Origin of the sequence: Mycolicibacterium austroafricanum, from assembly GCF_000612725.1 — a bacterium.
Classification (GTDB): domain Bacteria; phylum Actinomycetota; class Actinomycetes; order Mycobacteriales; family Mycobacteriaceae; genus Mycobacterium; species Mycobacterium austroafricanum.
On sequence record NZ_HG964455.1, the window covers coordinates 275,418 to 301,930 of the forward strand.

At 67.5% G+C, this 26,513-nt stretch carries 23 protein-coding genes; 12 read left to right on the forward strand and 11 right to left on the reverse strand.

Annotation, left to right across the window (positions count from 1 at the left end):
* Positions 1-388, forward strand: a 388-nt coding sequence (locus BN976_RS21475) for an amidohydrolase family protein (protein ID WP_145977980.1), incomplete at its 5' end; no start/stop codon positions are given.
* Between the two features lie 89 nt (positions 389-477).
* Here BN976_RS21475 and BN976_RS21480 read toward each other — a convergent pair.
* Positions 478-1,716, reverse strand: a complete 1,239-nt coding sequence (locus tag BN976_RS21480) for a cytochrome P450 (RefSeq protein WP_036374223.1) — start codon at positions 1,714-1,716, stop codon at positions 478-480.
* A gap of 14 nt (positions 1,717-1,730) precedes the next feature.
* Positions 1,731-2,762 (reverse strand): LLM class F420-dependent oxidoreductase, encoded by a 1,032-nt coding sequence (locus BN976_RS21485; RefSeq protein ID WP_199558986.1) that lies wholly within the window; start codon positions 2,760-2,762, stop codon positions 1,731-1,733.
* Between the two features lie 78 nt (positions 2,763-2,840).
* On the opposite strand from BN976_RS21485, the gene BN976_RS21490 reads away from it, so the two are divergent.
* Complete coding sequence (locus tag BN976_RS21490; RefSeq protein ID WP_036373692.1) at positions 2,841-4,337, forward strand: acyl-CoA carboxylase subunit beta; 1,497 nt, start codon at positions 2,841-2,843, stop codon at positions 4,335-4,337.
* 56 nt (positions 4,338-4,393) lie between these two features.
* Here the strand turns inward: BN976_RS21490 and BN976_RS21495 are convergent, their stop codons facing one another.
* The 3 genes from BN976_RS21495 to BN976_RS21505 are packed head-to-tail and all read right to left on the reverse strand — an operon-like array spanning position 4,394 to position 6,908.
* Positions 4,394-5,470: a TIGR03857 family LLM class F420-dependent oxidoreductase gene (locus BN976_RS21495; protein WP_199558987.1), complete on the reverse strand. Its 1,077-nt coding sequence runs from the start codon at positions 5,468-5,470 to the stop codon at positions 4,394-4,396.
* Positions 5,434-5,808 (reverse strand): nuclear transport factor 2 family protein, encoded by a 375-nt coding sequence (locus tag BN976_RS21500; RefSeq protein WP_036373695.1) that lies wholly within the window; start codon positions 5,806-5,808, stop codon positions 5,434-5,436. The genes BN976_RS21495 and BN976_RS21500 overlap by 37 nt, the downstream gene beginning before the upstream one ends.
* Positions 5,805-6,908 (reverse strand): phosphotransferase, encoded by a 1,104-nt coding sequence (locus BN976_RS21505; RefSeq protein WP_199558988.1) that lies wholly within the window; start codon positions 6,906-6,908, stop codon positions 5,805-5,807. Before BN976_RS21505 ends, BN976_RS21500 begins: the two co-directional genes overlap by 4 nt.
* A 66-nt stretch (positions 6,909-6,974) precedes the next feature.
* On the opposite strand from BN976_RS21505, the gene BN976_RS21510 reads away from it, so the two are divergent.
* Positions 6,975-7,586 carry a TetR/AcrR family transcriptional regulator gene (locus BN976_RS21510; protein WP_036373698.1) on the forward strand — a complete coding sequence of 204 codons (612 nt, stop codon included), beginning with the start codon at positions 6,975-6,977 and terminating at the stop codon, positions 7,584-7,586.
* Between the two features lie 16 nt (positions 7,587-7,602).
* On the opposite strand, the gene BN976_RS21515 is transcribed toward BN976_RS21510, so the two are convergent.
* Together BN976_RS21515 and BN976_RS21520 are read right to left on the reverse strand one after the other, a co-directional pair.
* Positions 7,603-8,709, reverse strand: a complete 1,107-nt coding sequence (locus BN976_RS21515; protein ID WP_036373701.1) for an alpha/beta hydrolase — start codon at positions 8,707-8,709, stop codon at positions 7,603-7,605.
* Positions 8,706-10,334, reverse strand: coding sequence for a flavin-containing monooxygenase (locus tag BN976_RS21520; RefSeq protein WP_011779246.1), 1,629 nt, complete (start codon positions 10,332-10,334; stop codon positions 8,706-8,708). The genes BN976_RS21515 and BN976_RS21520 overlap by 4 nt, the downstream gene beginning before the upstream one ends.
* A 123-nt stretch (positions 10,335-10,457) precedes the next feature.
* On the opposite strand from BN976_RS21520, the gene BN976_RS21525 reads away from it, so the two are divergent.
* The 3 genes from BN976_RS21525 to BN976_RS21535 all read left to right on the forward strand — a co-directional run bounded on the left by BN976_RS21525 (position 10,458) and on the right by BN976_RS21535 (position 13,807).
* On the forward strand, positions 10,458-11,477 hold the full coding sequence (locus BN976_RS21525; protein WP_011779245.1) for an aromatic ring-hydroxylating oxygenase subunit alpha: 1,020 nt from the start codon (positions 10,458-10,460) through the stop codon (positions 11,475-11,477).
* On the forward strand, positions 11,474-12,088 hold the full coding sequence (locus BN976_RS21530; RefSeq protein WP_036373704.1) for a cysteine hydrolase family protein: 615 nt from the start codon (positions 11,474-11,476) through the stop codon (positions 12,086-12,088). Before BN976_RS21525 ends, BN976_RS21530 begins: the two co-directional genes overlap by 4 nt.
* A 66-nt stretch (positions 12,089-12,154) precedes the next feature.
* On the forward strand, positions 12,155-13,807 hold the full coding sequence (locus BN976_RS21535; protein WP_036373707.1) for a medium-chain acyl-CoA ligase Mig: 1,653 nt from the start codon (positions 12,155-12,157) through the stop codon (positions 13,805-13,807).
* On the opposite strand, the gene BN976_RS21540 is transcribed toward BN976_RS21535, so the two are convergent.
* Complete coding sequence (locus tag BN976_RS21540; RefSeq protein ID WP_051558528.1) at positions 13,794-15,275, reverse strand: coniferyl aldehyde dehydrogenase; 1,482 nt, start codon at positions 15,273-15,275, stop codon at positions 13,794-13,796. The genes BN976_RS21535 and BN976_RS21540 overlap by 14 nt on opposite strands.
* A 135-nt stretch (positions 15,276-15,410) precedes the next feature.
* Here BN976_RS21540 and BN976_RS21545 point away from each other — a divergent pair, with 135 nt between their 5' ends.
* A complete protein-coding gene (locus BN976_RS21545) occupies positions 15,411-16,196 on the forward strand; it encodes a 3-alpha-hydroxysteroid 3-dehydrogenase (protein ID WP_036373709.1) in 786 nt (261 codons plus the stop codon).
* 44 nt (positions 16,197-16,240) lie between these two features.
* Complete coding sequence (locus tag BN976_RS21550; protein WP_036373712.1) at positions 16,241-17,452, forward strand: cytochrome P450; 1,212 nt, start codon at positions 16,241-16,243, stop codon at positions 17,450-17,452.
* 59 nt (positions 17,453-17,511) lie between these two features.
* Here the strand turns inward: BN976_RS21550 and BN976_RS21555 are convergent, their stop codons facing one another.
* Positions 17,512-19,062, reverse strand: coding sequence for an aldehyde dehydrogenase family protein (locus BN976_RS21555; RefSeq protein WP_084182352.1), 1,551 nt, complete (start codon positions 19,060-19,062; stop codon positions 17,512-17,514).
* A 127-nt stretch (positions 19,063-19,189) separates the two neighbouring features.
* Between BN976_RS21555 and BN976_RS21560 the strand changes: the two genes are divergently transcribed.
* The gene (locus BN976_RS21560) at positions 19,190-20,401 is read left to right on the forward strand and encodes a CaiB/BaiF CoA transferase family protein (RefSeq protein ID WP_036374239.1); all 1,212 of its coding nucleotides are present in this window, start codon (positions 19,190-19,192) and stop codon (positions 20,399-20,401) included.
* A 77-nt stretch (positions 20,402-20,478) separates the two neighbouring features.
* Here the strand turns inward: BN976_RS21560 and BN976_RS21565 are convergent, their stop codons facing one another.
* Positions 20,479-22,659 (reverse strand): molybdopterin-containing oxidoreductase family protein, encoded by a 2,181-nt coding sequence (locus BN976_RS21565; protein WP_036373714.1) that lies wholly within the window; start codon positions 22,657-22,659, stop codon positions 20,479-20,481.
* 44 nt (positions 22,660-22,703) lie between these two features.
* On the opposite strand from BN976_RS21565, the gene BN976_RS21570 reads away from it, so the two are divergent.
* Entirely contained in the window at positions 22,704-23,078 is a 375-nt protein-coding gene (locus BN976_RS21570; protein WP_011779236.1) for an NYN domain-containing protein, read from the forward strand.
* A 56-nt stretch (positions 23,079-23,134) separates the two neighbouring features.
* Here the strand turns inward: BN976_RS21570 and BN976_RS21575 are convergent, their stop codons facing one another.
* Entirely contained in the window at positions 23,135-24,352 is a 1,218-nt protein-coding gene (locus BN976_RS21575) for a cytochrome P450 (RefSeq protein WP_234935502.1), read from the reverse strand.
* 58 nt (positions 24,353-24,410) lie between these two features.
* Here BN976_RS21575 and BN976_RS21580 point away from each other — a divergent pair, with 58 nt between their 5' ends.
* A complete protein-coding gene (locus BN976_RS21580) occupies positions 24,411-25,253 on the forward strand; it encodes a thioesterase family protein (protein WP_235622099.1) in 843 nt (280 codons plus the stop codon).
* 34 nt (positions 25,254-25,287) lie between these two features.
* Complete coding sequence (locus tag BN976_RS21585; RefSeq protein WP_036373721.1) at positions 25,288-26,433, forward strand: thiolase family protein; 1,146 nt, start codon at positions 25,288-25,290, stop codon at positions 26,431-26,433.
* Positions 26,434-26,513: the final 80 nt, after the last annotated feature.

Here is a 26,513-nt window from a genome sequence, read left to right on the forward strand (position 1 = left end):
GACGTGTTTCATCGCCGATCCGGTCGGGGTGGCCACCCGTCATCAGATCGGGGTGGACAACATCTGCTGGGAAGCCGACTACCCGCACTCGGACTCGATGTGGCCCGGCGCCCCCGAGCAACTCGACGAGGTCCTCAAGGTCAACAATGTGCCCGATGACGAGATCGACAAGATGACCTATCAGAACGCGATGCGCTGGTATCACTGGGACCCGTTCACCCACATCCCCAAAGAACAAGCCACCGTCGGGGCACTGCGCAAAGCCGCCGAAGGACACGACGTCTCCATCCAAGCCCTCTCCCACCACAAGGAGGGCGAACGAGGTGGCGGCGCAGGGCATTTCGACGCGCTGAATGCCGCCGCCCGCGGCAATTCCGGCGCCGACTAGCCACCTACCAACCGTGCCGAAATTGCATTCCAGCAGTTACTCACTCGAACTTTCTCTGCTGGAATGCAATTTCGGCGGGTGGTTGGACTTCAGCGCGTCAGCGAATACCGGATCGGCAGGTGCTTGAGCCCGCCGACGAAGATCGTCGCGATGTGCTCAGGCCTGCCGGCCAACTCGACTGACTTCAACCGGGGCAGCAACTCGGTGAAGAAGCTGTTGATCTCCATGCGGGCCAGCGCTGCGCCCAGGCAGAAGTGCACCCCGTAACCGAACGCCACATGCTTGTTGGGATCACGGCCGACGTCGAACCGGAACGGGTCGGTGAACACGTCCTCGTCGCGGTTCCCGGACGGGTAGGACAGCAGAACCGACTCCCCCGCAGCGATTTTCACGCCACGAACCTCGGCGTCCTGCTGCGCGGTCCGCATGAACTCCTTGACCGGGGTGACCCACCGGATCATCTCCTCGACCGCCAGCGGCATCAGGCCGGGATTCTGCTGCAGCCGCTGCAGCTGGTCGGGATTCTCGATCAGCGCCTGCAGGCCGCCCGAGATCGTCGCGCTGGTGGTGTCGTGGCCCGCCGTCGCCACGATCAGGTAGTAGGAGACCGTGTCGATGTCGGACAGCGGCGCGCCGTCGATGCGCGCGTTGGCGATCGCCGACGCCAGGTCCTCGGTGGGCTGAGCGCGCCGCGCGGAGGTGATCTCGTTGAAGTAGGTGAACATGTCGAACAGCGCCAGTCCGCGCTCCTCCATGCTCTCACCGCGCTGCAGTTCGGCATCGTCGTTGCCGAACAGTTCCTGCGTGTACGTCAGCATCCGCTGGAAGTCGGACTCCGGGATGCCGAGCAGCGACATGATGACGTACAGCGGGAAGTTGACCGCGACTTCCTGCACGAAGTCGCACTCCCCGCCGCGCTCGTACATCTGGTCGACGAACGTCCTGGCGAGCTCGTCGACGCGAACCTTCAACGCCCGCATGGCTTTCGGTCGGAACCAGTCGGCGCCGATTGCCCTGACCTTGCGGTGCTGCGGATCGTCGAGATGGATCAGCGTGCTGATGCCCATGGCTTCGTGCTGAGCGTCACCCTCTGCCGTCGTCAGCACGGGCCGCGGCGAGTTGGTGAACACGAGGTTGTCCCGCTCGACGGCCATGATGTCGGCGTGCTTGGCGATGGCCCAGAACGGGTTGTACCCGGGAACCTCCACCCACGACACCGGCGCGTGGGCCCGCAGGTGCGTCATCGCCGCATGCAGCCGTGCCTCGTCGGCGTAGGCGCTGGGGTCGGCGAAGACCCCGGCGGCCTCGTCGGCAATTCGAACGCTCATCGGTGTCTCCTTCGTCATGCGCCAGTGCGCAAATCGGTGACCAGGTCGACGACCGTCGCCTCGTCGATGGACGGCGGAAAGCCCACCAGCACACGGTCGATCACGCCGTCGCAGCGCGCGCGGATCTTGTCCACCACGTCGTCGACCAGAGCCACGACGGCGAACTCCGCGAGCATCCCGTCGTCGATCAGCGAGCCCATCGTGTCCCAGTCACCCTCACGCGAGAGTCGGTGGAGTTCGGTCTGCAGATCGCCCCAGCCGTGCAACTCCAACACGCTGCGGTAGGCCGGGGTGGAGGCGTAGAAGGCGATCTGCTTGCGGGTCGCCACCGCGGCCGCCGCCATCTGTTGCTCGTCGAGGCCGGTCACGATGAACAGCGGGCTGGCCACCTCGATGTCGGCGCGCGTGCGTCCGGCCCGCTCGATCCCCCGCGTCAACGTCGGGATGGTGATCTCCCGGACGTAGCGCTGCGTCGAAAACGCGTGCGCGAGCAATCCGTCGGCCACCTCGCCGCACATCTCGGTCATCCGGTCCCCGACGGCGGCCACGAACACCCTGGGGTCCCCGTGCGGGTGTGGTGGCGGGACGAACATCGGGGTCATCAGCTTGTGGGTGTAGAACTCGCCGTCGAAATCCAGCCTGCTGCCGTCGCTCCAGCTTGCCCAGATCGCGCGCAGCGCCAGCACGAACTCCTGCATCCGGCCGACGGGCTTGCTCCACGGCATGCTGAACCGCTTCTCGATGTGCGGTTTGATCTGTGATCCCAGACCCAGGATGAATCGGCCCTGCGAGTAGTCCTGCAGATCCCAACCGATCTGGGCGACCGTCATCGGATTCCGGGCGAAGGCCACCGCAATGCTGGTGCCCAGCTCGATGGTGTGGGTGTGTTCGGCCGCCAGCGCCAGCGGCAGGAACGGATCGTGATTGATCTCGGCCGTCCAGCAACCGTCGTAGCCCCGCCGTTCCAGTGTCCTGGCCGCGGCCGGGACCTGGGACAGTTGACTGACGACGGCAGCGTCCACCTTCAGGCCGCCTCCAGCACCCATGCTGGACGAAGCTACAGTAAGCAATTCAGTAAGGTCAACGTTGCGAACCGCGCGCCGTCGGAGGACAGGAGTCTGCACATGGCCAGTGCCGAGGATTGGCAGGACACGCTCGACGAGCTCGGGCGCCGGCGCGCGGTGTCGAGGTCCATGGGCGGCGACGAGCGCCTTGCCAGGCACCACGGCAAGGGAAAGCTCGACGCGCGCGGCCGCATCGACCACCTGCTGGACAAGGGCTCGTTCCGGGAATTCGGCACCCTGGTCGGCGGCGACATCGCCGCCGACGGCATCGTCGCCGGTTCAGGTCTGGTCGACGGCAGACCGGTGCTGGTCGGCGCGGAGGACTTCACCACGCTGGCCGGCAGCATCGGACCCGGCGGCAACGCGAAGCGATACCGGCTCGCCGAACTGGCGCTGCGCGATCGGGTGCCGCTGGTGATGCTGCTGGAGGGCGCCGGATTCCGGCCCAGCGGAGAGCACTACGGCCGCACCCCCACCGACCTGCTGGCCCAGGCACAGTGTTCGGGCAAGGTGCCAACGGTCAGCGGACTGTTCGGGCCGTCGGCCGGGCACGGCGCGCTGGTCGCACCGGTCTGTGACTGGACGATCATGACGACCCAGGGCGCGATCTTCACCGCGGGCCCGCCCGTCGTCAAAGAGTCGACCGGCGAGGAGATTTCGAAAGAGGACCTGGGCGGGCCGACGGTGGCGCTGGCCAGCGGGGTGATCCACAACCTGGGTCAGGACGACGCGGCGGTGCTCGACGAGATCCGCCGGTACCTGTCGTACTTCCCGTCCAGCGCGTGGTCCTATCCCCCGTCCTCACCCGCCGGCGACTCCACGGGCCGCCGCGCGACGCCGGAGCTGTTGGACATCGTGCCGCGCGGCAACCGGCAGGTCTACGACATGCGCGCGGTACTCGACGTCGTCTTCGACGACACCGACTGGTTCGAGGTGCAGCCGAAGTTCGGGCCCGCGATGATCACCGCGCTGGCCCGTCTCGGTGGCCACCCAGTCGCGGTGGTGGCCAACCAGCCCAAGGTGATGGCCGGTTCCATCGACGCCGATGCCGCCGACAAGGCAGCGCACTTCATCATGGTCGCCGACGCGTTCCATCTCCCGATCGTGTTCCTCGCCGACAATCCGGGGATGCTGCCCGGCAGCCGCTCGGAGAAGACCGGGGTACTGCGCAGCGGGGCCCGCATGTTCGCCGCGCAGACGGCCGCGACGACGCTGAAACTGCATGTGACACTGCGCAAGGCGTACGGCTTCGGGTCCATGGTGATGTCGCTGCTCGGCTTCGACAACCAGAGCGCGACGTTCGCCTATCCGGGCGCGACGATGGGCGCGATGAGTGCTGCGGCGCTCAGTCGTGCGTCGCACGCGACCGAGGACATCGAGGCGAAGCTGCGCCAGGCCGAGGTCGACGCGTCGTTCCGGTCCGCGGGTCACCTCGGCTTCGACGACCTGATCCATCCCGAGGAGACCCGCGACGTGCTGCTCGACGCGCTCGAGCGTGGCCTCTACAGCCGCCAGGCCGCCGCGCAACCGGTGACCCGCACGGTGATCACCCCCTAACCCCCCTGCGATTTCGGTGTACTTGGTCTACGTCAGCGTGACCAACAACACCGAAATCACGACCTGCCGGCGCGGTAGGCGGCGACGATCGGTTCGAGCTCGTCGGGGGTGGCGCCGTGCATGATCACCGCGTCGGCGCCGTAATCGAGCTCCTGACGGACCCGGTCCGCGCACTGCTGCGGCGATCCGGTGGCCGAAGGCGCCAGCCATTCGTCCGGGATCAGCGTGGCGATGTGCTCGATCTGCTCGGCGGTGGCCTTGTGGTCGATCCCGCCGCCGACGGACTGGACCACCTTGTCGTCCCGGAACCGTTGCAGCACAGCTGGATCCCAGCCGTTGGTGTTGACCAGCAGGTCACCGTAGCCCTGCAGGTAGGTGGCCAGCCGGGCGACGGTCTTCTTCAGCCGCAGCTCCTCGGGCAGGTGATCGCCGACGGTGGCGAAGCATGACCACACCCGCACCGACGCCGGGTCACGGCCGGCCTGCTCGGCCGCGTCCTTGACCGTCCTGACCGCACGCTGAAGCGTCTCGGGGGTGAAGTAGGTGTGCAGGATGACGTCGTCGAACTCGCGGCCGCCCAGCGCGAGCGTCTGCGGCCCGAACGCGACGATCGCCAGCCGGATGTCCTCGCGGAAGTCCGGGTCGAGGAACAGCACCTGGTACTTGCCCAGGGGTCCGTCATGGTTGAAGATCAGCTCGCCGTGCCAGAGCTTGCGCATCACCTGCGCGAAGTCCTCCATCTGCGCGGTGGTTACCGTCGGTATGCCGAACGCGTTGTAGATCGCGCCGATACCGCGGCCGATGCCGAGGGTGAACCGACCCCCGGACAGCCTGTGCATGGTGGTGGCCCACGATCCCGTGATCAGCGGATGACGCGTGTTGTGGTTGGTCGCCGCGGTCGCGATCTGCATGCGGCTGGTCACCGCCAGCGCGGCACCGGTCAGCGACGACGCCTCCTTGACGTTCCACCGCTCGGAGATGAAGCCGGTGCCGAATCCCAGCTCCTCGCCTCGCCGGACCTCGTCCATCAGCATGGCCGGCCCCTCACCACCCGCACCGGCCAGCAGATAGAAACCCAGTTCGTCCAGTACACGGGTCACGCCCAAACTCCTTGCTTGTAGCCGCAATTCCACACTTCGGTGATCCTGCCGTCGACGACGCGGAAGATCTCCATGCTCCCGACGGTGGTCTCGGTGCCGTCCTTGAGCTTCATCGGTGACTGGTACACGATCGCCACGTGCTCGCCGTCGTCGCCGGCGACCACCAGGTTCAGGTCGAAGCGGATGGTCTCGAACATGTCCCAGTGGTCGACGATGCGGGCGACGGCCTGCTGGTGGGTCAGCGTGGCGGACTCGCCGACGTCGTGACGGATCACCGTCTCACCCATCAGCTCCTCGGCGAGCGCGAAGTCGCGCTGGTTCCAGACGACCAGGTTGTACTGCTCGACCACCTCGCGGGCAGTCCTGGTCATGCGAACACCTCCATGGCATCGATGTCGTCGGCCGTGGCGATGGCGCGGGCGGTGAGTTCCAGACACAGCGCCCGGGAACGTTCCGGCAATGTGTCCCAACCGATCAGCGTGATGACCGGGAGCACCATCAGATAGGCCACCGCGAAGCGGTAGTGGCGCCACGCGTCGTCGAACTGGTAGGACACCAGCCCGCGATCCTGCAGCGCTCCGAGATATTCCCTCACGAGCGACTCGTCATGGCCTCGACGGACTTCGCTGGGCAGGCCCTGGCTGACGAGGTAGCCGATGTCGGCGGCGCCGCAGCCGACCGACGCGAACTGGAAGTCGACGATCTTGAGCCGGTCGCCGTCGAAGAACATGTTGTCGGCCCTGATGTCGCCGTGCAACAGCATCGAGTGCTCGGTCAGCGCCGACAGCGCCTGCGGCGCCATTTCGGCGAAGCGCTCGGCGAATCGCGCGACACGGCGCGGGACGGCGGCACCGGATTTGTCCCGGTAGATCTGCCATCCCGGCGCGAAGGCGGGCACCAGCAGGTCACGGACCACCGATGTGGCCAGACTTGGAAAGCTCTGCAGTGCAACGGCATTGGCCGGTTCAACTGACCATGCGTGCAGGGCCGCCAGGTTCGCGACGGCCAGCCGTGCCCGGTCCATGGACAACCCGGCTAGATGGTCGGCGTTGTCCCAGTCCCGGAGGTCTTCGAGGAGCAGCACGAAATCGACGGAGTCCTCGGCCATCCGGGCGGCGTAGACGCGCGGGGTGTCCAGCGGAGCGCGACCGGCCACGTCCCGGTAGAACGCGATTTCGCGCCGGTAGCCGCCCAACAGCTCCATGGCGCCACGGGCCTGCGACTCCGCGGGCAGTTTCGCGATCAGGGTCGCGGGCAGGCCGTCGCCGCCGGTCAGGTGCAACCGGTAGAGCAGCGACGAGAATCCGGAATCCGCGGCGATCCGCTCGGCCCGGACCTCGGAGACGGTGGCCGTGTCGGGCAGGCCTGCGTCGGTGCGTAACACCGCGGTGAGCCACTGCGGCGTCAGTCCGGCGACACCGCCCGGCACCGCGGTCGCGCTGCCGGCGTCGGTCACATCACCCGAAGTCACCGCTGACCTCCCAAATTATTTGACGCTGCGCAACTAAGTTAGATGTCGGGCCTTTAACATGCAAGGGTGCCTTCCCCCACCCGCGGGCTGACGCAGCCCCAGCGCCTGGAGCTTTCGGCGCGCAGGCTGCTGGAAGCCGCCGTGGCACTGATCGGCGAAAAGGGTTGGGATGCAACCACCGCCGCGGAGATCGGCCAACGCGCCGGGTACAGCCGGGCCATGGTGCACGCCCGCTACGGCAGCAAGGACGCGCTGCTGGAGACGTTGTTCGCCAGCGAGTACGAGAAGAAGCTGAGCCCGTCGCCTGACCCCGGCTCCGACGGGATGACCCAGGCGCTGGCCCACCTCGATCGGATCGCGCTGCTGTATGCCGAAGACCCGGATCTGTGCCGCGCGGTCTTCGTGCTGACGTTCGAGGCGGCCAAGACGACGTCGCAGGCCCACCCGTATATCCGCATGTGGCTGGAACGTGCGGCGCACGCCGTCGAGGCGGGGCTTCGCAAGGGCATCGCCGACGGATCCGTGCGGCCCGAGGTCGATATCGCCAGGGCCGTCAACGATTTCGGGGCGGCGGTACTGGGCACGGCCTATCAGTGGATCATGCAGGCCTATCCGTACGACATCGCCGAAGAGCTGGCCTACGTGCGGGCGCGGCTGGTCTGCGACTACGGCGCCTGACAACCGGGACACCGGCTCAGGGCCGGTCCGCGGCGACGGACCGGAGAAATTCCTCCGAGGCATCCTGCACCCCGCCGGCGAACAGGTGCCCGACGTGGCTGCCGCGATGCCAGTACAACCGCCCGCCCCAGCGGTCGTGCAGCGCGAGCGCTGGTTCCCGGCGTGCCATCCGGTCGTGCCACGCGCCGACGATCAGCCTGCGCTCGGGCGGCGCGGACGGTGCGACGGAATGGTAATCGACCGCCGACGCCACCCGTTCGACGGCTTGGGACCGCAGCAGCGCGACGGTTTCGCCCACCGACGGCCCCCAGCGACCCAGGTGGGCCGCGATCATCCCGTTCAGCCCCGAGATCGGGGTGTACACCGCGACCGCGTCGACCGGCTCCAGGTGGGAAACCAGCCCCGCCACAGGGCTTCCCATCGACACGCCGGCCACCGCGATGGAGGCGGCCTGTGGTCGCAGCCACCGCACGAGCGCGCGGACTTCCGACACCGCGCGCATCATGCCTGCGACGTTGGCCAGCGGATCCATGCTCGGATACTCCGGCCATCTCCCGCGCCGGACCCCGCACCCGGGTTGCACGGGAAGAGCGACGTTGAACCCGAGTTCCTCCTGCAGGCGCCGCGCCCGCGAGAACAGCAGATCGACGGGCTGCCCCTGTCCGGCGCCGTGCACCCACACCAACCAGGGCCTGCGCTCGTCGGTCACGCGGCACAGGTGCACGACGGCGGTGGCCGGGCCACCGAAGGCGGCCAGGGATTCCGGCAGGTGGGGGTCGTGGTCGAACCTCAACCGCTCGTAGGCCTGCCGACCGAATCGGCGTTGCCTGCAGGACCGCACCCGCAGCGGCTCCGGGTCGGCGTGGGCCCCGGCTACACCACGAGACGACAGTTCGGCCCCGGCGTCGGCACAGGAGTCCACCGAGCGCTCCAGCTTCGGCGGCGGCGCCGTCAGCGTCATGCCCGTCAGCGCCATCTCATCGAGCGCGACCTCGCCGAATCGTCGGATACCACTCGGCGACAAAGGGTTCCAGTCTCTGTCTGCAGCCACGGCGGCGTACACGCGTGGCAGCAGGCCCGCGAAGTCGCTGCCGGTCCGCCAGATCCGCTCCGTTACTCTCACGCCAGTTTGAACCCGGCGTAGCCCGCCTGCGCGATCTCGTCGCAGCGGCGGCGGTATTCGGGGATCCCCGCGGTGTAGCCCATGTACATGCGTTTCTTGCCGGGGACGTTGCCGCCGTTGTACCAGGAGTTGCACGACGGGTGGACGAGCACCGTGGGCGCCACCAGCGCGGTGGCGTCGTCGATCCATTGCTGTTGCGCCTCGGGCAGCGCCTCGATGGTGCGGTAGCCGTGCTCGCGCAGGTAGGTCACGCAGGCGCCGATCCATTCCACGTTCTGCTCCAGCGCCGCGACGAAATTTGCTGCCGCAGAGGGGCTTCCGGGACCCTGAATGGTAAACAGGTTGGGAAAGCCGGCGACCGCGAGACCCAGGTAGCTCAACGGCCCCTCTTCGGCCCAGAACCGGCCCAGCGACGCCCCGCCGCGTCCGCGCACGTCGATGCGGCTCAGCGCGCCGGTCATCGCGTCGAACCCCGTCGCATAGATGAGCACGTCAAGCTCGTGAAGGGCGCGCTCGGTCTCCAACCCGCCGGGCCGCACCGACACGATCGGATCGGCACGCAGATCGACGAGGGTGACGTTGTCGCGGTTGAAGGTCTCGTAGTAGCCCTGATCGATGATCGGCCGTTTGCACGCGAACGGGTGGCTCGGTGTCAGGGCCCTGGCGGTGTCGGGGTCGGTGACGATGCGGGCCACGGCCTGCCCGTACAACTGGGCGGCCATCTGGTTGGCTTCGATGTCGAAGAACAGGTCACCCCAGTTCAGCGCGCCCATGACGCCGTTCTCCTCGACCGCGCGACGTCGCTCCTGCGGGGAGGCGGACTTCAGCGCCGGCTTGGTGAGCATCTCCAGCAGCACCGAGAAGGCGCTCAGCCGGGCCGCACCGACGGGATGCTCGCGCTGGGCCGCGCGGATCTCGGGGTAGCGGGCCTTGAGTTCGTCGAGCTCGCCCGGTTCGAACTTCCGCACCTCCCATGGCAGCGTGTAGGCCGGAGACCGTTGAAACACCGTGAGCTGAGCCGCTTCCCGCGCGACCACCGGGATCAGCTGCACTCCGGTCGAGCCTGTGCCGATCACCCCGACCCGCAGCCCCGTCAGGTCGACGCCGCCCTCGGGCCAGCGGCTGGTGAACAGCGAGCTGCCCCCGAAGGTGTCCATGCCTGGGATCGACGGTTCCAGCGGCACCGACAGGATCCCGGTGGCGGCGATGACGAACGGGGCGACGAACGTCTCCCCCGTCCCGGTCCGCACCTGCCACTCGTCGGCGTCCTCGTCGAACGTCATCGCGACGACATCCGTGCCGAACGTGATGTCGCGGCGCAGGTCGAGCCGGTCGGCGGCGAAGTTGAGATACGCCTCGATCTCCGGTTGGGCCGGCATGGTCTCGGTCCAGACCCACTCCTGCTGGATCTCCTCGGAGAAGCTGTAGGAGTACTCGATGCTCTCGATGTCGCAGCGTGCCCCCGGATAGCGGTTGAACAGCCAGGTACCGCCGACGGCCTGCGCCCGCTCCAGCACCCGCACCCGCAGCCCCAGCTCACGCAGATGGTGCAACGCGTAGAGGCCGGAGAAGCCGGCTCCCACCACGAGTGCGTCGAAACGGGCAGCGCGATGTTCGGTCGTCACGGTTCCTCCGGGCTGGACATACTGTCGCTGTTACAGTATCGATGCCTAGAGCGGAACGTGGCCGATCCGCACGATCCGTTTCCACCACGCCTGCCGGATGGCCGTGGCAGCAGAGGAGTCGTCATGAAAGTCCCTTTCACCTGGAAGGTCACCGGGTGGTTCATGATCGGGTGGTCGGCGGAATACGAGGTCGGGGAGGTCAAGGCGCTCAAGTACTTCGGCGAGGATCTGGCCGCATACCGCGACGAATCGGGTCAGCTTCACGTCCTCGAAGCGCACTGCAAACACCTCGGCGCACACATCGGCCACGGCGGCACGGTGGTCGGCGACTGCATCGAGTGCCCGTTCCACGGCTGGCGCTGGGGCCCGGAGGGAGACAACACCTACATCCCCTACCGGCCGGACCGGCCCAACCGGGGCCTGCGGCTGAGGTCCTACCCGGTCAGGGAGCAGTACGGCTGCATCTTCATGTGGTACCAGCCCCAGGGCAAGGAACCCCAGTGGGAACTGCCCGACATCTTCCACAAGTTCCCACAGTTCGAGACCGACGCGAACGCCTACTACCGGCCGTATCCGGAGTTCTCCAGCCGTGCGGACGCCATTCCGGTGCACCCGCAGATCGTGGCCGAGAACGGGCCCGACAGCTCCCACTTCCGCTACGTCCACAAGGCCACCGTGACGCCGGTCTGCCTGCACTGGGAACACGTCGACGAGGAGTGGCGGTTCCTGACCGGATGGCCCGACGCACGCAGCGACGATCCCGACAGGATGGCACTGAAGATCCACAGCCACTTCTCCGGACTGGGGTTCGCGATGAGCGCGTTCGAGGGTTCGTCGAACCACCGGCTCATCTTCGCCTGCACACCGGTCGACGACGAGGTCTCGGACATGTTCTATTCGATCTGGTGGCCCAAGCTGCCCGGCGAGACATCCGACGTGCCGCCGCCGGAGGTGATCGAGAAGGTGGAGCGGCAGTTCCTCAAGACCGTGTGGGAGGACTGCGACATCTGGCGCTACCAGAAGTACGTGGAGAACCCGCCGCTGGCCAAGATCGACGCGAAACCGTACATGGCCATGCGCAAATGGGCGCAGCAGTTCTACGAGGTTCCCGCCAAGGTGCCGGCGCCGGCGACCACCGCATGAGGATTCCACTCGCCGAGCTCGTCGCACCCGGCCACACCGCGGTGGTGACACAGGAGTGTCAGGGTGCGGTGGTCGGACCCCACGCCGGCCTGGCCGCGCTGGCCGACGAGGCGCGCCGGGAGGCGCTGCCCAACATCGCCCGGCTGCTCCCGGTGGCACGCGCCGCGGGCGCATCCGTCGTGCACTGCCTGGTGCAGCGCCGCGCCGACGGGCGCGGAGCCAACCACAACGCCAAGATCTTCGCCATCGGCGCCACCGGGGTCGACATCACCCCGGGCAGCCCCGGCACCCAACTGGTTCCCGAAATCGAACCCCAGCCAACCGATCTCGTCCTGTACCGGTGGCACGGGCTGGGTCCGATGGGCGGCACCGACCTGGACGCCGTCCTGCGCAATCTCGACGTGCGCACGATCGTCGCGGTCGGGGTGTCGGTGAACGTCGCGATCACCAACCTCGTCATGGACGCCGTCAACGTGGGCTACCGGGTGGTCGTCCCCCGCGATGCGGTTGCCGGGATACCGGCCGACTATGCGGCCGCGGTCATCGACAACACGCTGTCGCTGCTGGCGACCGTGACCACCACCGACGAACTGCTCGACGCCTGGAGGTAGCCCGATGGGCATACAACTTTCGGCCATCTGTCCACTCGGCTGGCGCCGCCGTCTAGAGTCCATCGCATGACCGAGTCGATTCAGTTCACCGTCCCGGCCGCCGCAGACGCCGTCGCGGCCGCGATCGGCGACCGCGAGTTCATCGTCCAGGGCGACCGCCGGTACACCTACACGCAGATCGTCGAGCGGTCGAACCGGCTCGCCGCCTACCTGCACGCGCAGGGCCTGGGCTGCCACACCGAACGAACGGCGCTGCCCGGCCACGAGGTCGGCCAGGACCTGCTGGGCATCTACTCCCACACCGGTCCGGAGTACGTCGAAGGGATGCTGGGCGCCTGGCGGGCCCGCGTCGCCCCGTTCAACGTCAACTACCGCTACGTCAAGAGCGAACTGCACTACCTGCTGGCCGATTCGGGCGCCACCGCGCTGCTCTACCACGCCGCGTTCGCCCCGCGACTGGCCGAAGTCCTGGCCGACCTGCCCAACCTCAAGGTCCTGATCCAGATCGCCGACGACTCCGGCAACGAACTGCTGCCCGGCGCAGTCGATTACGAGTCGATCGTCGCCGAGGGTCCGGCCGATGTCCCGCCCGTCGAACCGTCGCCCGACGACCTCTACGTGCTCTACACCGGGGGAACAACCGGTATGCCCAAGGGCGTGCTGTGGCGCCAGCACGACATCTTCATGACCTCGTTCGGCGGCCGCAGCCTCTACACCGGGGAACTCGTCTCGACCTACGACGACATCGCCGCGCGGTGCTCTGAGTCGCCCGGCACCAAGTTGATGGTGCTGCCGCCGCTGATGCACGGCGCCGCGCAGTGGGCCGTCTTCACCGCGATGAACACCGGCCAGACCGTGGTGTTCTCGCCGGTCACCAGCCACCTCGACGTCGACGACGTGGTCTCCACGATCGAGCGGGAGCAGATCCTGGCGGTCACCGTGGTCGGCGACGCGATGGCCCGGCCCCTGGCAGAAGCGTTCGAACGCACCAGCGCGGATCTGTCGTCGCTGGCGGTCGTCGCCAATGGCGGGGCGCAGCTCACCCCGACCGCCAAGCAGCGCCTCATCGACGCCAAGCAGAACCTGATGGTCGTCGACGGGGTCGGATCCTCGGAGACCGGCGCCCAGATGACGCACATGTCGGCGCCGGGCGCGGTATCGACCGGCAAGTTCAACGCCGGGCCCGACACGTTCGTCGCCGCAGAGGATCTCGGCTCGATCCTGGAACCCGGACACGACGGGATCGGCTGGCTCGCGCAGCGCGGCTATGTGCCCCTGGGCTACAAGGGCGACGCCGCCAAGACCGCGGCCACGTTCCCTGTCATCGGCGGGGTTCGCTACTCGGTCCCCGGCGACCGGGCCCGGCACCTCGCCGATGGCGCGGTCGAACTGCTCGGCCGCGATTCGGTCACGATCAACTCCGGTGGCGAGAAGATCTTCGCCGAAGAGGTCGAGTCCGCCATCGCGTCGCATCCGGCCGTCGCCGACGTCGTGGTCGCCGGGCGGCCGAGCGACCGCTGGGGTCAGGAAGTGGTCGCCGTGGTCGCGCTCGCCGACGGCGCACAGGCGACCGCCGACGAACTCGTCGAGCACGCCTCGTCGGTGATCGCACGCTACAAGCTGCCCAAGGCTGTGGTGTTCCGGCCGGTGATCGAGCGCAGTCCGGCCGGCAAGGCCGACTACCGGTGGGCCCGGGAGCAGGCCATCAGCGGTTCCTGAGCCGACGGCGGGTCCGGCGGCGCGCCAGACGCAACGCCAGCGTGGTCGTCATCTGCATCGAACGCGGGAACGGCGGCGCGGCGCGACCGGTGATCGTGAACGGCAGATCGCTGCCGACCACGGTGCGATAGTGGCTGAACGCGTCGAAACCTGCTTTTCCGTGATAGGCGCCCATGCCGCTGCGCCCCACCCCGCCGAACGGCGCCGCTGACGGAATCATCTGTGCGGCAAAGTCGTTGCGCGCGACCCCACCGCTGCGAGTGTGCTCGACAAACGACCGGAAGTCGGTGTCGTCAGGTCCGAACCAGTAGGCCACCAGCGGCGCGGGACGCGCGTTGACGTAGTCGACGACGTCGGCGAGCCGCTCGTAGGGCCGTACGGTGAGCACCGGCCCGAACGTCTCCTCGTCGGCGATCCGCATGCTGTCGTCGACGTCGAGCAGGATGGTCGGGGCGATCTTGCGGGACTTGCGGTCGGGCAGGGTCTCGCTCGGCGGGGCCACCGATTCGACCCGGGCGCCCTTGGCGCGGGCATCCTCGATCAGGCCGACGACGCGGTCGAAGTTCGCCTCGTTGACCGAGGAGCAGTAGTCGGCGTTGTCCACGATCGAGCCGAACATGCCACGCAGCGTGTCGCGGGCGACCGCGACGAATTTCTCCACCCGGTCGGCGGGCACGAACACGTAATCCGGGCACACGCAGACCTGGCCACCGTTGATCATGCGGCCCTGCGCAATCCGTGCGGCCGCGCGCCCGAGATCTGCGCCGGGCGCCACCACCACCGGGTTCTTGCCTCCGAGCTCCAACGTCACCGGCACCAGGTTGGCCGCGGCCGCCTGCTGGACCAGTGCACCTACGCCCGGGGAGCCGGTGAAGAACAGATGGTCGAACGGCAGCGCAGCGAAGTCCGCGGCCACCTCGGCGTCTCCGGTGATCACCGCGAGTTCCGTGGCGTCGAAGTAAGTCGGCGCCACAGACTGCATCAGCTCAGCGGTCCGCGGCGTCACCTCCGACATCTTGATCAGCACCCGGTTGCCCGCCGCGAACGCCGCCGCGGCCGGCAGCACCACCAGGTTGAGCGGGAAGTTCCACGGCCCGATGATCCCGACGACCCCCAGCGGTGACGGTTGCACCTCGGCCCGCAACCCCAGGGGCCGCGCCGGGCGCATCAGTTTGACGGGCTTCATCCATTGCCGCACATGGGTTCTGGTGTATTCGATCACCGAGATCATGCCCATGATCTCGGTGAACAGCGTTCCGGCCCGCGGCCGGGTGCCGTAATCCGCCGCCATTGCGTCGACGAAATCGTCGGCGTTGTCCAGCACGAGAGCCATCAGCCGGTCGATGCGGTTGCGTCGCAACGCCGCGTCGGGAGGCCCGTCGGCGATGAACGCCGTTCGCTGACGCTCGAGGAACTCCGCCATCGGTTCTCGCCGACTCGCGGTCATGCCGCCCGGCAGCACTGTCATGTCCGACCCCTCTGTCCGGCAACACCTGCGGTAAGGGCAACGGTAACACCCGGTGCGGCATTGTCGACCGTCGACGAGTTGTTTACAGTCGTCCTTACTGTCGGCCATTCGGGGAGTTGTGGGAAGTCGGTGCTCATGCAGGTTGAGAAACGCAGGATCGTCGTTGTCGGAGCGGGTTCCGGCATCGGCGCGGCGGTCGCCGCCCACTTCCACGACAACGGTGACCATGTTCTGGCGGTCGACCTGCGCCCCAACGACACTCCGGCCGCAGCGCACGCACGGTGCGATCTACGTGACCCGCAGAGCATCGCCGGTCTCCTCGACGACATCGGCACGGACTGGGATGTGCTCGCGCACGTCGCCGGGGTTCCGGGCACCGCGCCGGCCGACGACGTGCTGACGGTCAACTACCTGGGCATGCGCAAGATGGTCGAGGGGATGTTGCCGCGCATGCGCCGCGGTGGTTCGGTGGTGGCCGTCGCCTCGATCGCCGGAATCGGTTGGGAGCAGCGCGTCGACGAGCTCTCCGGACTGCTGGCCGCCACCGACCCCGAGGCGGTCGCCGCCTGGCAGTCCCGCCAGGACCCGTCGTATCCGGTGTACACGACGTCCAAACAGGCGGTGATCCTGTACGCCAAGCGGTTGGCCGGCACCGCGCTGTCGAGATACGGGGTGCGTGTCAACACGGTCAGCCCCGGGCCGGTACAGACCCCGATCCTCGCCGACTTCGAACAGACGATGGGCAAGGAGATCCTCGACATGCTGCGCGACACCTACGGCAGACACGGCACCGTGGAGGACATCGTGCCCGTCATCGCATTCCTTGCCTCAGGCGCCGCGCAGTGGATCAACGGCCAGGACGTGCACGTCGATTCGGGGTTCGTCACGTCGATGACGGCGGGCACTCCGATCGCGCTGTAGCACGACGCTGTACACGTCAATACTGTAAGAGTTACAGTATTGACGTGGAGACCCCGGTGCAGGACCTCGCGAAGGACGAGCCCATCGACCTGCGCGACCCCTACCCCATGTTCGCGCGCCGACGGGCCGAAGGCGGGGTGTTCCGCGGATCGGTGATGGACTGGTCGAAGACCCCCGACTCACTGCGGCCCGAAAACCTGTACGCGGCGGTCTCCTTCGACGCGGTCAACAGGGTGTTCCGCGACGGCAAGGTGTTCAACTCGCACATCTACGACTCAACCATCGGGCTGTTCATCGGCCCCACGATCCTGGCCATGGAGGGCAAAACCCACTGGGAACACCGCAATCTCGTCTCCGCGGCCTTCAAGACGAGATCGCTGGCCCGCTGGGAACCCGAGATCGTGCGACCGGTGGTCAACGAACTGATCGACGAGTTCATCGACGACGGTCGAGCAGATCTGGTGCGCGACTTCACGTTCGAGTTCCCGACCCGCGTGATCTCCCGGCTGCTCGGGCTGCCCGAGGAGGACCTGCCGTGGTTCCGCAAGCGAGCGGTGGAACTCATCAGCTACGCGGTGAACTACAAGAAGGCCTTCGAGGCGTCGGCGGCCCTGAAGGACTACTTCCTCGGTCAGATCGACAAGCGGCGGTCCGCACCGACCGAGGACATCATCGGCGACCTGGTGTCGGCCGAGATCGACGGTGAACGCCTCACCGACGAGGCCATCTTCTCGTTCCTGCGCCTGCTCCTGCCTGCGGGCCTGGAGACCACTTTCCGATCGTCGGGCAACCTGCTCTACCTGCTGCTGACGCACCGCGACCAGTTCGAGGCCGTCAACGCCGACCACGCGTTGATCGGCGCGGCCATCGAGGAGGGACTGCGTTACGAGACGCCGTTGACGACCGTGCAGCGGTTCGCCAACGAGGACACCGAGATCGACGGGGTGGAGATCCCGGCCGGGTCGGTGATCGACGTGTGCATCGGGTCGGCCAACCGCGACGAGTCCCGCTGGGAGCGCGCCGAGCAGTTCGACATCTTCCGCACGAGGACCCCGCACATCTCGTTCGCCGCCGGCGAGCACACCTGCATGGGCCTGCACCTGGCCAGGATGGAGACCCGGGTGGCCGCGGAGACACTGTTGAGCAGGCTCTCTGCCATCGAGTTGCTCACCGACGGCGACCCCCACATCCACGGCCAACCGTTCCGGTCACCGACGGCCCTGCCGGTGACGTTCACCCCATCTGCCGCGGAATAGTATTCCTGGCTGCGACATTGGCCGCGGTCACAGCCCCGGCTTCACGTTCGCGGGTGTGGTCAGCTCTGCCGGCGTTCGCGCCGGGCGATGGTCTTGGTCTCGAGGTACTGCTGGAATCCTTCGATCCCACACTGGCGTCCGACCCCGCTGCTCTTGTAGCCGCCGAACGGGGCGTCGGCTCCGTAGAACATGCCGCCGTTCACGCCGAAGGATCCGGTGCGGACGCGGCGGGCGATGCTCATGCCGCGCTCGGCCGAACGCGACATCACCGCACCGGCCAGACCGAATGCACTGTCGTTGGCAAGGCGTACCGCGTGGTCGTCATCGTCGAACGGCAACAGCACCAGGACCGGGCCGAACACTTCCTGCTGCGCGATCGCCGCGCTGTTGTCGACACCGACCACCACCGTCGGCGCGACGTAGTGGCCGCCTGCCAGATGCTCCGGCAACCCGTCGACGGGTTCGCCGCCCACGGTGATCTCGGCGCCGTCGCGCCGGGCCCCGTCGATCGCGGAAAGCACACGGTCCTTCTGCGCGGCGCTGATCACCGGACCGACGAGGGTGCCGGGGTCGACCGGATCCCCCACCGGCATGGCCGCGTACGCGGCGGTGATGTCGGTGACGGCCTGGTCGTACAGCGACCGGTGAATCAGCATCCGGCTGGTCGCGGCGCAGGCCTGCCCGGCGTGAACACAGACTCCCATCGCGGTCGGGACGATCACCGCGGGGTTGGCGTCGTCGAGGACGATGGCCGCCGACTTTCCACCGAGCTCGAGGAACATCCGTTTCATGGTTTCGGCGCCCTGGCGCATCAGGAGCTTGCCCACCGCAGTGGATCCCGTGAACGACACCAGGTCCACCCGGGGATCGGCGCCGAGCAGGCCGGCGACCTCGTTGGACGGGGTGGGCACGACGTTGACCACACCCGCGGGGATATCGGTGTGCTCGGCGATGAGCCGGCCCAGCCGGGTGGCGTTCCACGGGGTGTGGGGGTCGGGTTTGAGGACGACGGTGTTGCCGGCCGCCAGCGCCGGACCCAACTTGTTGAGGATCACCTCGATCGGGAAATTCGACGGCGTCACCGCGGCGACCACGCCGACAGGCTCTTTGACCACGGTGCGGATGTTGCGCTCGCCGAACAGTCCGCCGCCGTCGAGCACCCGTTCCCACTCGAAGGTGTCGATCAGACCCGCCGGATAGTGCAGCGACTCGGCCAGCGGCCAGTCCAGCTGCGCGGATTCGGTGGTCATCACCGGGCAGCCCACCTCGGCGACGAGTTCGGTTCTCAGGTCTTGCTTTTCGGCCTCGATCGCGGCCTGCAGCTGCGCCAGGCAACGGCTGCGCAGCTCCCGATTCGTCGCCCAGTCGGTGGTGTCGAACGCGGTGCGCGCCGCGCCGATGGCGCGCAACATGTCCCGCTCGCCGGCGGCGGTGGTGGCGCCGAGGACCGCGCCGGTGGCCGGACTGTGATTGTCGAACTGCGCACCGGACTCGGCCTCGACCAGCTCACCGTCGATCAGCATCCGGCGTTCGGCCCGCTGCGCGGCACGCCTGCCCCAGTCGGCACTGGTCTGGGTACCTTCGACCGTCTCGGTCATCGCGTCGCTCATCGGACTCCTCCGGGGCCGCCGTTCTCGGACGATCAACGGTAAAGCTTACAGTATCGAACTTCCGCTACACTGCCCGACAAGAGCCGTTCGACATCGTCGTCAGAAGGGGATGCACTTGATCAAGGTGATGGAGGGCGTCCGTGTCCTCGAGGTTGCGCAGTTCACGTTCGTACCCGCGGCGGGCGCGATCCTCGCCGACTGGGGTGCCGACGTCATCAAGGTCGAGCACCCCGTGCGCGGTGACACCCAGCGCGGCTTCATCAACATGGGAGGGTTCCAACTCGACCCCAACCGACACCCGCTGATCGAGCATCCCAACCGTGGCAAGCGCAGCGTCGGCATCGACGTGTCCAAGCCCGGCGGTCAGGAGGTGCTCTACGAGATCGCCAAGACCGCCGACGTTTTCCTGACCAACTACATGCCTGCCCAGCGGCAGAAGAACAAGTTCGACATCGAACACATCCGCGCGGTCAACCCCAACATCATCTACGCCCGCGGCAGCGCCTACGGCGACAAGGGGTCCGAGCGTGACACCGGCGGGTTCGACGGCACCGCGTTCTGGACGCGCAGCGGCGTCGGGCACGCGTTGACACCGGAGGAGATCGGCGGCGCGCTGTCCCAGGGCATTCCGGCATTCGGCGACTCGATCGGCGGGATGAACATCGCCGGCGGGATCTCGGCGGCGCTGTTTCACCGGGAGCGCACCGGCGAGGCCGTCGAGCTCGACGTGTCGCTGCTGAGCACGGCCTGGTGGGCCGCCGGGGCGAGCGTGACGCAGGGCATGGAAACCGGCGAGACGATGCGCTCGCTGATGCCGGACTCGATCAGCTCCGTCAATCCGTTCATGGCGAATTACCTGACCTCCGACGGCGGCACCATCAACTTGTGCATCGTGAGCCCGACCGGCTACATCCGGGACGCGTTCGAACATCTCGGCCTGCCGGAACTGGCCGACGATCCGCGCTTCAACGACGTGATGCCGTTGATCGAGAACTCCGAGGAGGCAGCGCGGCTCATCGCCGAGTCGATCCGTAGCAAGCCGTTCGACTACTGGCGTCAGCACCTGAAGACGATGAAGGGGCAGTGGGCTCCGTTCCAGAGTCTGGTGGATCTGGGCACCGACGAGCAGGCCCTGGCCAACGACATGGTCGTCGAGGTCGAGGCCGGCGACGGCGGGAAGCCGTTCAAGGTGGTTCGGGGTCCGGTGCAGTTCAACCACGAGCCGCTCGAGACCACCAGGGCGCCGCAGGCCTCGGAGCATACCGAGATCGTGCTGATGGAGCTCGGTCTGGATTGGGACCGCATCGAAGCCCTCAAGGACAGCGGCGCGATCGCCTAGCCACGTTCCTCGCCGAAATTGCATTCCAGCAGCGAGAATTCGAGTGAGGGCCTGCTGGAATGCAGTTTCGGCGCGTTCTAGACAGGTTCGACGCGGACGGGGACGCCGGTCAGCCACGCCATGCCGGACAGGCTCTCGACGTCGTCAGGCTCGCTGGAGGTCAGCTGGTTGACGTTGGCGCCGCCGGCCCGGTTCGCCAACCGCCATCCACCGGTCCCGTCATGGCCCCAGCCGTGCGGCAAGGCGATCACCCCGGGCACGATGTCCTTGGTCAACGTGACGGGCACCGTGATCCGCCCGTACGGCGAGCTGACCGTCACGTCACTGCGGTCGTCGATCATGAGCTCGGCGGCGTCGTCGGCGTTCATCAGCCCGTGATGACTGCGGTCGCCGCGCATCAGCAGAGGGGCGTTGTGCATCCACGAGTTCTCCGACCGCGGTTCGCGCATCCCGATCATTCGTAACGGGTACCCGACTGGCTGTCGCATCTGCCTCAGCGCAGCGATCTCGGAGGCAATATCGTGGTGCGCCAACTGGATTCGCCCGTTCAGGTAGGAGATCGCCTCCTTGAGCACCCCGGTCCTCAGATGCGGTGCGATCACCGCACCGTGCGGGTGATCCCGCGTCAGCCGCGCGAACGTGAGACCGCCACGGCGCAGCCCGAACCGGTCACCGCCCGCGCAGACCCGGATGATCCCGTCGGCGAGCCTCCTCGGCGTGAACGGCACACCGAGTCGCGTCAAGCCTCGCCCCGCCCCGGTCAACACCGCGAAGACGCGCGACTGGCCGGACAACCGCTGCAGCAGCCCGCCGACGATCTCCCACTCCGGACGGGCCTGCCCCACCGGTTCGATCACCGCCTCGGTGGCCTGCCGGAACGGTGTGGCCTGGAACGGCTGGAAGGTCAGCGGGAAGTCGTCCCGCTCGTACATCGTCGTCACCGGTAGGACGTAGTCGCAACGCGCCGAGGTCTCGGTCAGGTAGAAGTCCAGCGCGACAGACAAATCCAGCGAGTCCAGCGCAGAGGCGAGTTCGTCACCGTTGGGCACCGACAGCACCGGGTTGCCCGCACTGACGAACATCGCCCGGATCTGGCGCTCCCCCGGAGTGGTCATCTCCTTGGCCATCAACGCCGCGGGCTCGGAGCCGATGACAGCCCGGAAGCCACCGATCCGGGACCGCCTGCGACGGTAGGTCCGCCGCAGCAGCGCACCCATGCCGACATTGACCCAGCGCTGGCCGGGAAGCCCCATTCCGCCGATGACCGAACCGCCCGGTGTGTCGAGATTCCCGGCGACGAGGTTGACGACGTCGATCAGATACGACGTCAGCGTGCCGTGCCGACCGACGCAGGTGCCCAACCGGCCGTAGATCGCCGCGCGCGGCGTCGTCGCGAGGTCACGGGCCAGTGCGCGCACCACCTCGGGGTCGATACCGGTGCGGGCCGCGGTCGCCTCGGGCGGGAACGGCGCCGCCTGACTGCGGAGCCAGTCGAGACCCGCTGTCTGCGCCGCGATTTCGCCGGTGTGCGCCAACTCCTCGGCGAACATCACCTGCAGCAGCGACAGCAACAGCAACGCGTCGGTATCGGGAACGATGCCGCACCACTCGAACTGCGCCGCGGTCTCGGTCTTGCGCGGGTCGATCACCACCACCCGGCCGCCGCGGCGGACGATGTCGTGCATCCGGTCCTTGATGCGCGGCGCGGTCAGGAAACTCCCATGGGATACCACGGGATTGGCCCCCATGACGACGAGAAAGTCGGTGCGGGTGAGGTCCGGGATCGGCACCGAGGTCGGGGTGCCGTAGAGCAGCTGGCTGGCCATCAGCCGGCTGTTGGTGTCCTGTGAGGACGCCGTGTAGAAGTGGGTGTGTCGGCCCAGGCCCTTGATGAAGGCCAGAATCGACAGGACGTGGGAGTAGCTGAACGCACCCGGGTTGCCCATGTACCAGCCGACGGCACCGGACCCGCGCTCACGCAGCACCGCCGCGAGTCGCGCCGTGATGTCGGTCAGTGCCTCATCCCAACTGACAGGCACGAACCCGTCGGGGGTTCGTCGCATCGGAGTGGTGACCCGGTCCGGGTCGTTGACGACCTCGGTGAACGCGATGCCTTTCTGGCAGGCGAACCCCGCCGAGAGCGGATGCTCCTTGTCGGGGCGCAGTGCGGTCAGCTTGCCGTCCTCGACGGTGGCGATCATGCCGCACAGCGGCTCGCAGATCCGGCAGAACGTGCTCTTCTGCACTATGTCGGACATCCGGTCGCCTCCCTGCGCTGGGCTACTTCGCTAGTCTGCGCACAATGCGCTGGATTGTCGATGGCATGAACGTGATCGGTTCGCGTCCCGACGGCTGGTGGCGCGACCGGCACCGCGCGATGGTGACGCTGGTGGAATCCCTCGAACGGTGGGCGCTCGTCGACGGCGCGGAGGTGACGGTGGTGTTCGAACGTCCGCCGTCACCACCCATCGAATCCGCGGTCGTCGCCGTGACGAGCGCACCGTCGCCCGCACCGAACTCGGCCGACGACGAGATCGTCCGGTTGGTCCGGGGCGACCCCCATCCGGAGCAGATCCGGGTCGCGACGTCGGACCGCGCCCTGTCAGAACGGGTGCGCGGAGCGGGCGCGACGGTCGTTCCCGCCGAGCGACTGCGCCAGCTCATCGACCCCCGCTGAAACCATCGCGATTTCGGTGCAGTTCGTCAACGCCAGCATGACCAACTACACCGAAATCAAAGGATACGCACCGGCACGTTCGCCCACCCGGACACGTTCTGCATACTGACCCGCCTGCACCCGTCCCACTCCACCTCGTAGCGCGGCATGAAGTCCAGCAGCATGTCCAACGCGATCGAGCTCTCCAGGCGTGCCAGCGCCGCGCCCAGACAGCTGTGGATGCCGTAGCCGAATCCGAGGTTCTGGGCCTCGGTGCGGTCGCGGTTGATGTCGAACACGTCGGGCGCGGTCCAGGCGTCGGGATCGCGGTTGGCCGACGCGCCCAACAGGAAGACGGGCGCCCCAGCGGGAATCGTGATGCCGTGCAGCGTGACCGGGTGATTCGACCGGCGCACGTTGTACTGCACCGGAGCGTCGTAGCGCAGCAGTTCCTCGATCGCCACACCGATCTTGCCGCGGTCGTCGAGCAACTGTTGCCACTGCTCGGGGTGGCGCGCGAACGTCACCACGGCGCTGCCCACCAGCTTCGTGACGGTCTCGGCCCCGGCCCCACCCAATAGCGTCGCGAAGCCGGCGATCTCGGAGTCCTTCAGCCGGTCGACCGTTCCGTCCTCGCGTTCCACCTCGGCGGCGATCAGCGCGCTGATCATGTCGTCGCGGGGGCCTGCGCGGCGCTGCTTGATCAAGTCGTAGTACATCAGCCAGGTCTCGGTCATCGCCTGCATGCCGGCCTCCGACATGTCGATCTGCCCCGGCTCACGGTGCAGCGACTCGTCGATCCACAACCGCACCTGCTGCCGGTACTTTTCCGGCACCCCCAGCATCTGGGTGATCACGTCCACCGGGAAGTACACCGAGAAGTCCTGCACCACATCGAAACTGTCGCCCCGGACTGCCGAAAGGAACCGCGTGACGGTGTCGGTGACCATCGCGCGCAACGCTTCGATGGCACGGGGTGTGAAGACCTTGTTGACCAGGCTGCGCATCACTCGGTGCTCGGGCGGGTCGATCGAGATGATCATCTTGGCCGGCACCTTCTCCCCCCTGCGCACCATCCCGAGGTCCACGCCGTAGGCCGACGAATACGTCGCGAAGTCCTTCAGGCCCGCGGCGACGTCGGCGTGCCTGCTCAGCGCGTAGAAGTCATAGGTGGCGTTGTAGTAGACGGGCGCCTCGGCACGCAGTCTCGGATAACACGCCTGCGGGTCGCGGTAGAACCCCTCGCTGAACGGGTCGAAGACCACCGGGTCGCGCCCCACGTCCACAACGGCCACAACCACCTCCTGTAAGCCATCCAGTTGTGCTTTCGGTAAAAGTCACTCTATCCTGCTCATGGCTGCCGCTGCGCGCAAGACAGGACGGGACGTGACCGACGCCTATTACGAACTCGTCGACGCCGACGATCCCCGCGGAGCGAAGTTCGCGGCGTCCGACCACGTCATCAGCACGTGGGGGCCGCACATGCAGAACGCCGCCCCGGTGTCCGCGCTGTTGGTACGCGCGGCCGAGCGCTGCGCGCCGCGTGACGACGTCCGTCTCAGCCGGGTCGTCGTCGATCTGCTGGGCCCGGTTCCGGTGGCCGGCGAGCTCTGGGTCCGCGCCACCGTTGTCCGTCCCGGGCGCAAGATCGAGCTGATCGGGGCCGAGATGCTCGCCCCCGGCCCGGACGGGACACCCAGGCCGGTCGCGACCGCATCGGCGTGGCGCTTCCAGCATTCCGAGACCGCTGCGCTGCCCGACTCCCCCGCCGAGCCGATGCGACCGGTCGCCGAAGGTCGGCGTCGCCTTCCCGACGACGGCACCGACCAGACCTACATCCAGAGCCTGGACTGGCGCTGGCTCAACGACATCCTGCACAGCGCGCAGGCCGAGTGCTGGGCCACGCCGTTGGTCGATCTCGTCGCCGGCGAAGAGATGACCCCGGCCCAGCGACTGTTCAGCGTCGCCGATATCGCCAACGGCATGGGGAGCCGGCTCGACCCCGGCAGTTACACGTTTCTCAACACCGACCTCGCCGTGCATATCCACCGGCTTCCGGAAGGACAGTGGATAGGCGTCCGCTCCGAGAATCATTACGGCGCCGACGGAGTCGGGGTGTCGAGGGGCATGTTGTTCGACGAATCCGGGCCGGTGGCGGCTATTCAGCAGGCGCAACTGGTCCGTCAACGGCCGTAAGCCGTAACCGAACTTCTTGGAAAGGACTCTCCGGATGCACGACGTGGCGATCATCGGGGTGGGGCTGCACCCGTTCGGCAGGTTCGAGGGCAAGACCGCCATGCACATGGGTGTCGACGCGATCACCGCTGCGGTCGCCGACGCGGGTGTGTCGTGGAACGACATCCAGTTCGGGGTCGGCGGCAGCTGGACGGTCGCCAACCCGGACGCCATCGTCGGCATGGTCGGACTGTCCGGGATCCCGTTCACGAACGTGTTCAACGCCTGTGCCACCGCCGCCAGCGCCACCAAGGCCTGCGCCGACGGAATACGGTTGGGCGACTACGACATCGGCATCGCCGTCGGCCTGGACAAGCACCCGCGCGGCGCGTTCACCGAGGATCCGGGCCTGGTCGGGATGCCCAGTTGGTACGCGGAGAACGGCCAGTACCTGACCACGCAGTTCTTCGGCATGAAGGCCAACCGCTACCTGCACGAGCACGGCATCAGCCATCGCACGCTGGCCAAGGTCGTCAACAAGAACTTGCGTAACGGCGCGCTGAACCCGAACGCGTTCCGTCGCAAACCGATGGACGAGGACGCGATCCTCGACTCGCCGATGCTCAACTACCCGTTGACGCAGTACATGTTCTGCTCCCCGGACGAAGGCGCCGCCGCGGTCGTCATGTGCCGGGCTGACATTGCGCACCGCTACACGAACAAGCCCGTCTTTGTGCGCGCGGTGGAAGTCCGCACCCGCAAATACGGTGCCTACGAGGTGAATACGACGTTCGCGCCGGTCGACGAGGACGTCGCGCCCACCGTCTACGCGTCGCGCGCGGCGTTCGAGAAGGCGGGCATCGAACCGTCCGACGTCGACGTGATCCAGTTGCAGGACACCGACGCCGGCGCCGAGATCATCCACATGGCCGAGGCCGGCTTCTGCGCCGACGGCGATCAGGAGAAGCTGATCGCCGACGGCGCCACCGAGATCGGCGCGGCGATGCCGGTCAACACGGACGGCGGACTCCTGGCCAACGGTGAGCCGATCGGCGCGTCCGGACTGCGGCAGCTGCACGAGATCGTGCGTCAGCTGCGCGGGCAGGCCGGTGACCGGCAGATCCCCGGCGAGCCGAAAGTCGGCTTCGCCCAGCTGTACGGCGCCCCGGGCACCGCAGGCGCCACCATCCTCACCACCTAGAAACGCGCCGAAATTGCGTTCCAGCAGGGAAGTTCCGAGTAAACCTCTGCTGGAATGCAATTTCGGCGAGGGGTGGCGAC

What these genes read in the sequence shown, in the direction of transcription:
- BN976_RS21585 (WP_036373721.1), top strand. Translation starts at nt 25,288, where the DNA reads ATGCACGACGTGGCGATCATCGGGGTGGGGCTGCACCCGTTCGGCAGG.
- BN976_RS21485 (WP_199558986.1), bottom strand. Translation starts at nt 2,762, where the DNA reads ATGGGTGCTGGAGGCGGCCTGAAGGTGGACGCTGCCGTCGTCAGTCAA.
- BN976_RS21540 (WP_051558528.1), bottom strand. Translation starts at nt 15,275, where the DNA reads ATGACAGTGCTGCCGGGCGGCATGACCGCGAGTCGGCGAGAACCGATG.
- BN976_RS21500 (WP_036373695.1), bottom strand. Translation starts at nt 5,808, where the DNA reads ATGACCAGGACTGCCCGCGAGGTGGTCGAGCAGTACAACCTGGTCGTC.
- BN976_RS21580 (WP_235622099.1), top strand. Translation starts at nt 24,411, where the DNA reads ATGGCTGCCGCTGCGCGCAAGACAGGACGGGACGTGACCGACGCCTAT.
- BN976_RS21480 (WP_036374223.1), bottom strand. Translation starts at nt 1,716, where the DNA reads ATGAGCGTTCGAATTGCCGACGAGGCCGCCGGGGTCTTCGCCGACCCC.
- BN976_RS21555 (WP_084182352.1), bottom strand. Translation starts at nt 19,062, where the DNA reads ATGAGCGACGCGATGACCGAGACGGTCGAAGGTACCCAGACCAGTGCC.
- BN976_RS21535 (WP_036373707.1), top strand. Translation starts at nt 12,155, where the DNA reads ATGACCGAGTCGATTCAGTTCACCGTCCCGGCCGCCGCAGACGCCGTC.
- BN976_RS21560 (WP_036374239.1), top strand. Translation starts at nt 19,190, where the DNA reads ATGGAGGGCGTCCGTGTCCTCGAGGTTGCGCAGTTCACGTTCGTACCC.
- BN976_RS21565 (WP_036373714.1), bottom strand. Translation starts at nt 22,659, where the DNA reads ATGTCCGACATAGTGCAGAAGAGCACGTTCTGCCGGATCTGCGAGCCG.
- BN976_RS21525 (WP_011779245.1), top strand. Translation starts at nt 10,458, where the DNA reads ATGAAAGTCCCTTTCACCTGGAAGGTCACCGGGTGGTTCATGATCGGG.
- BN976_RS21570 (WP_011779236.1), top strand. Translation starts at nt 22,704, where the DNA reads ATGCGCTGGATTGTCGATGGCATGAACGTGATCGGTTCGCGTCCCGAC.
- BN976_RS21490 (WP_036373692.1), top strand. Translation starts at nt 2,841, where the DNA reads ATGGCCAGTGCCGAGGATTGGCAGGACACGCTCGACGAGCTCGGGCGC.
- BN976_RS21530 (WP_036373704.1), top strand. Translation starts at nt 11,474, where the DNA reads ATGAGGATTCCACTCGCCGAGCTCGTCGCACCCGGCCACACCGCGGTG.
- BN976_RS21545 (WP_036373709.1), top strand. Translation starts at nt 15,411, where the DNA reads ATGCAGGTTGAGAAACGCAGGATCGTCGTTGTCGGAGCGGGTTCCGGC.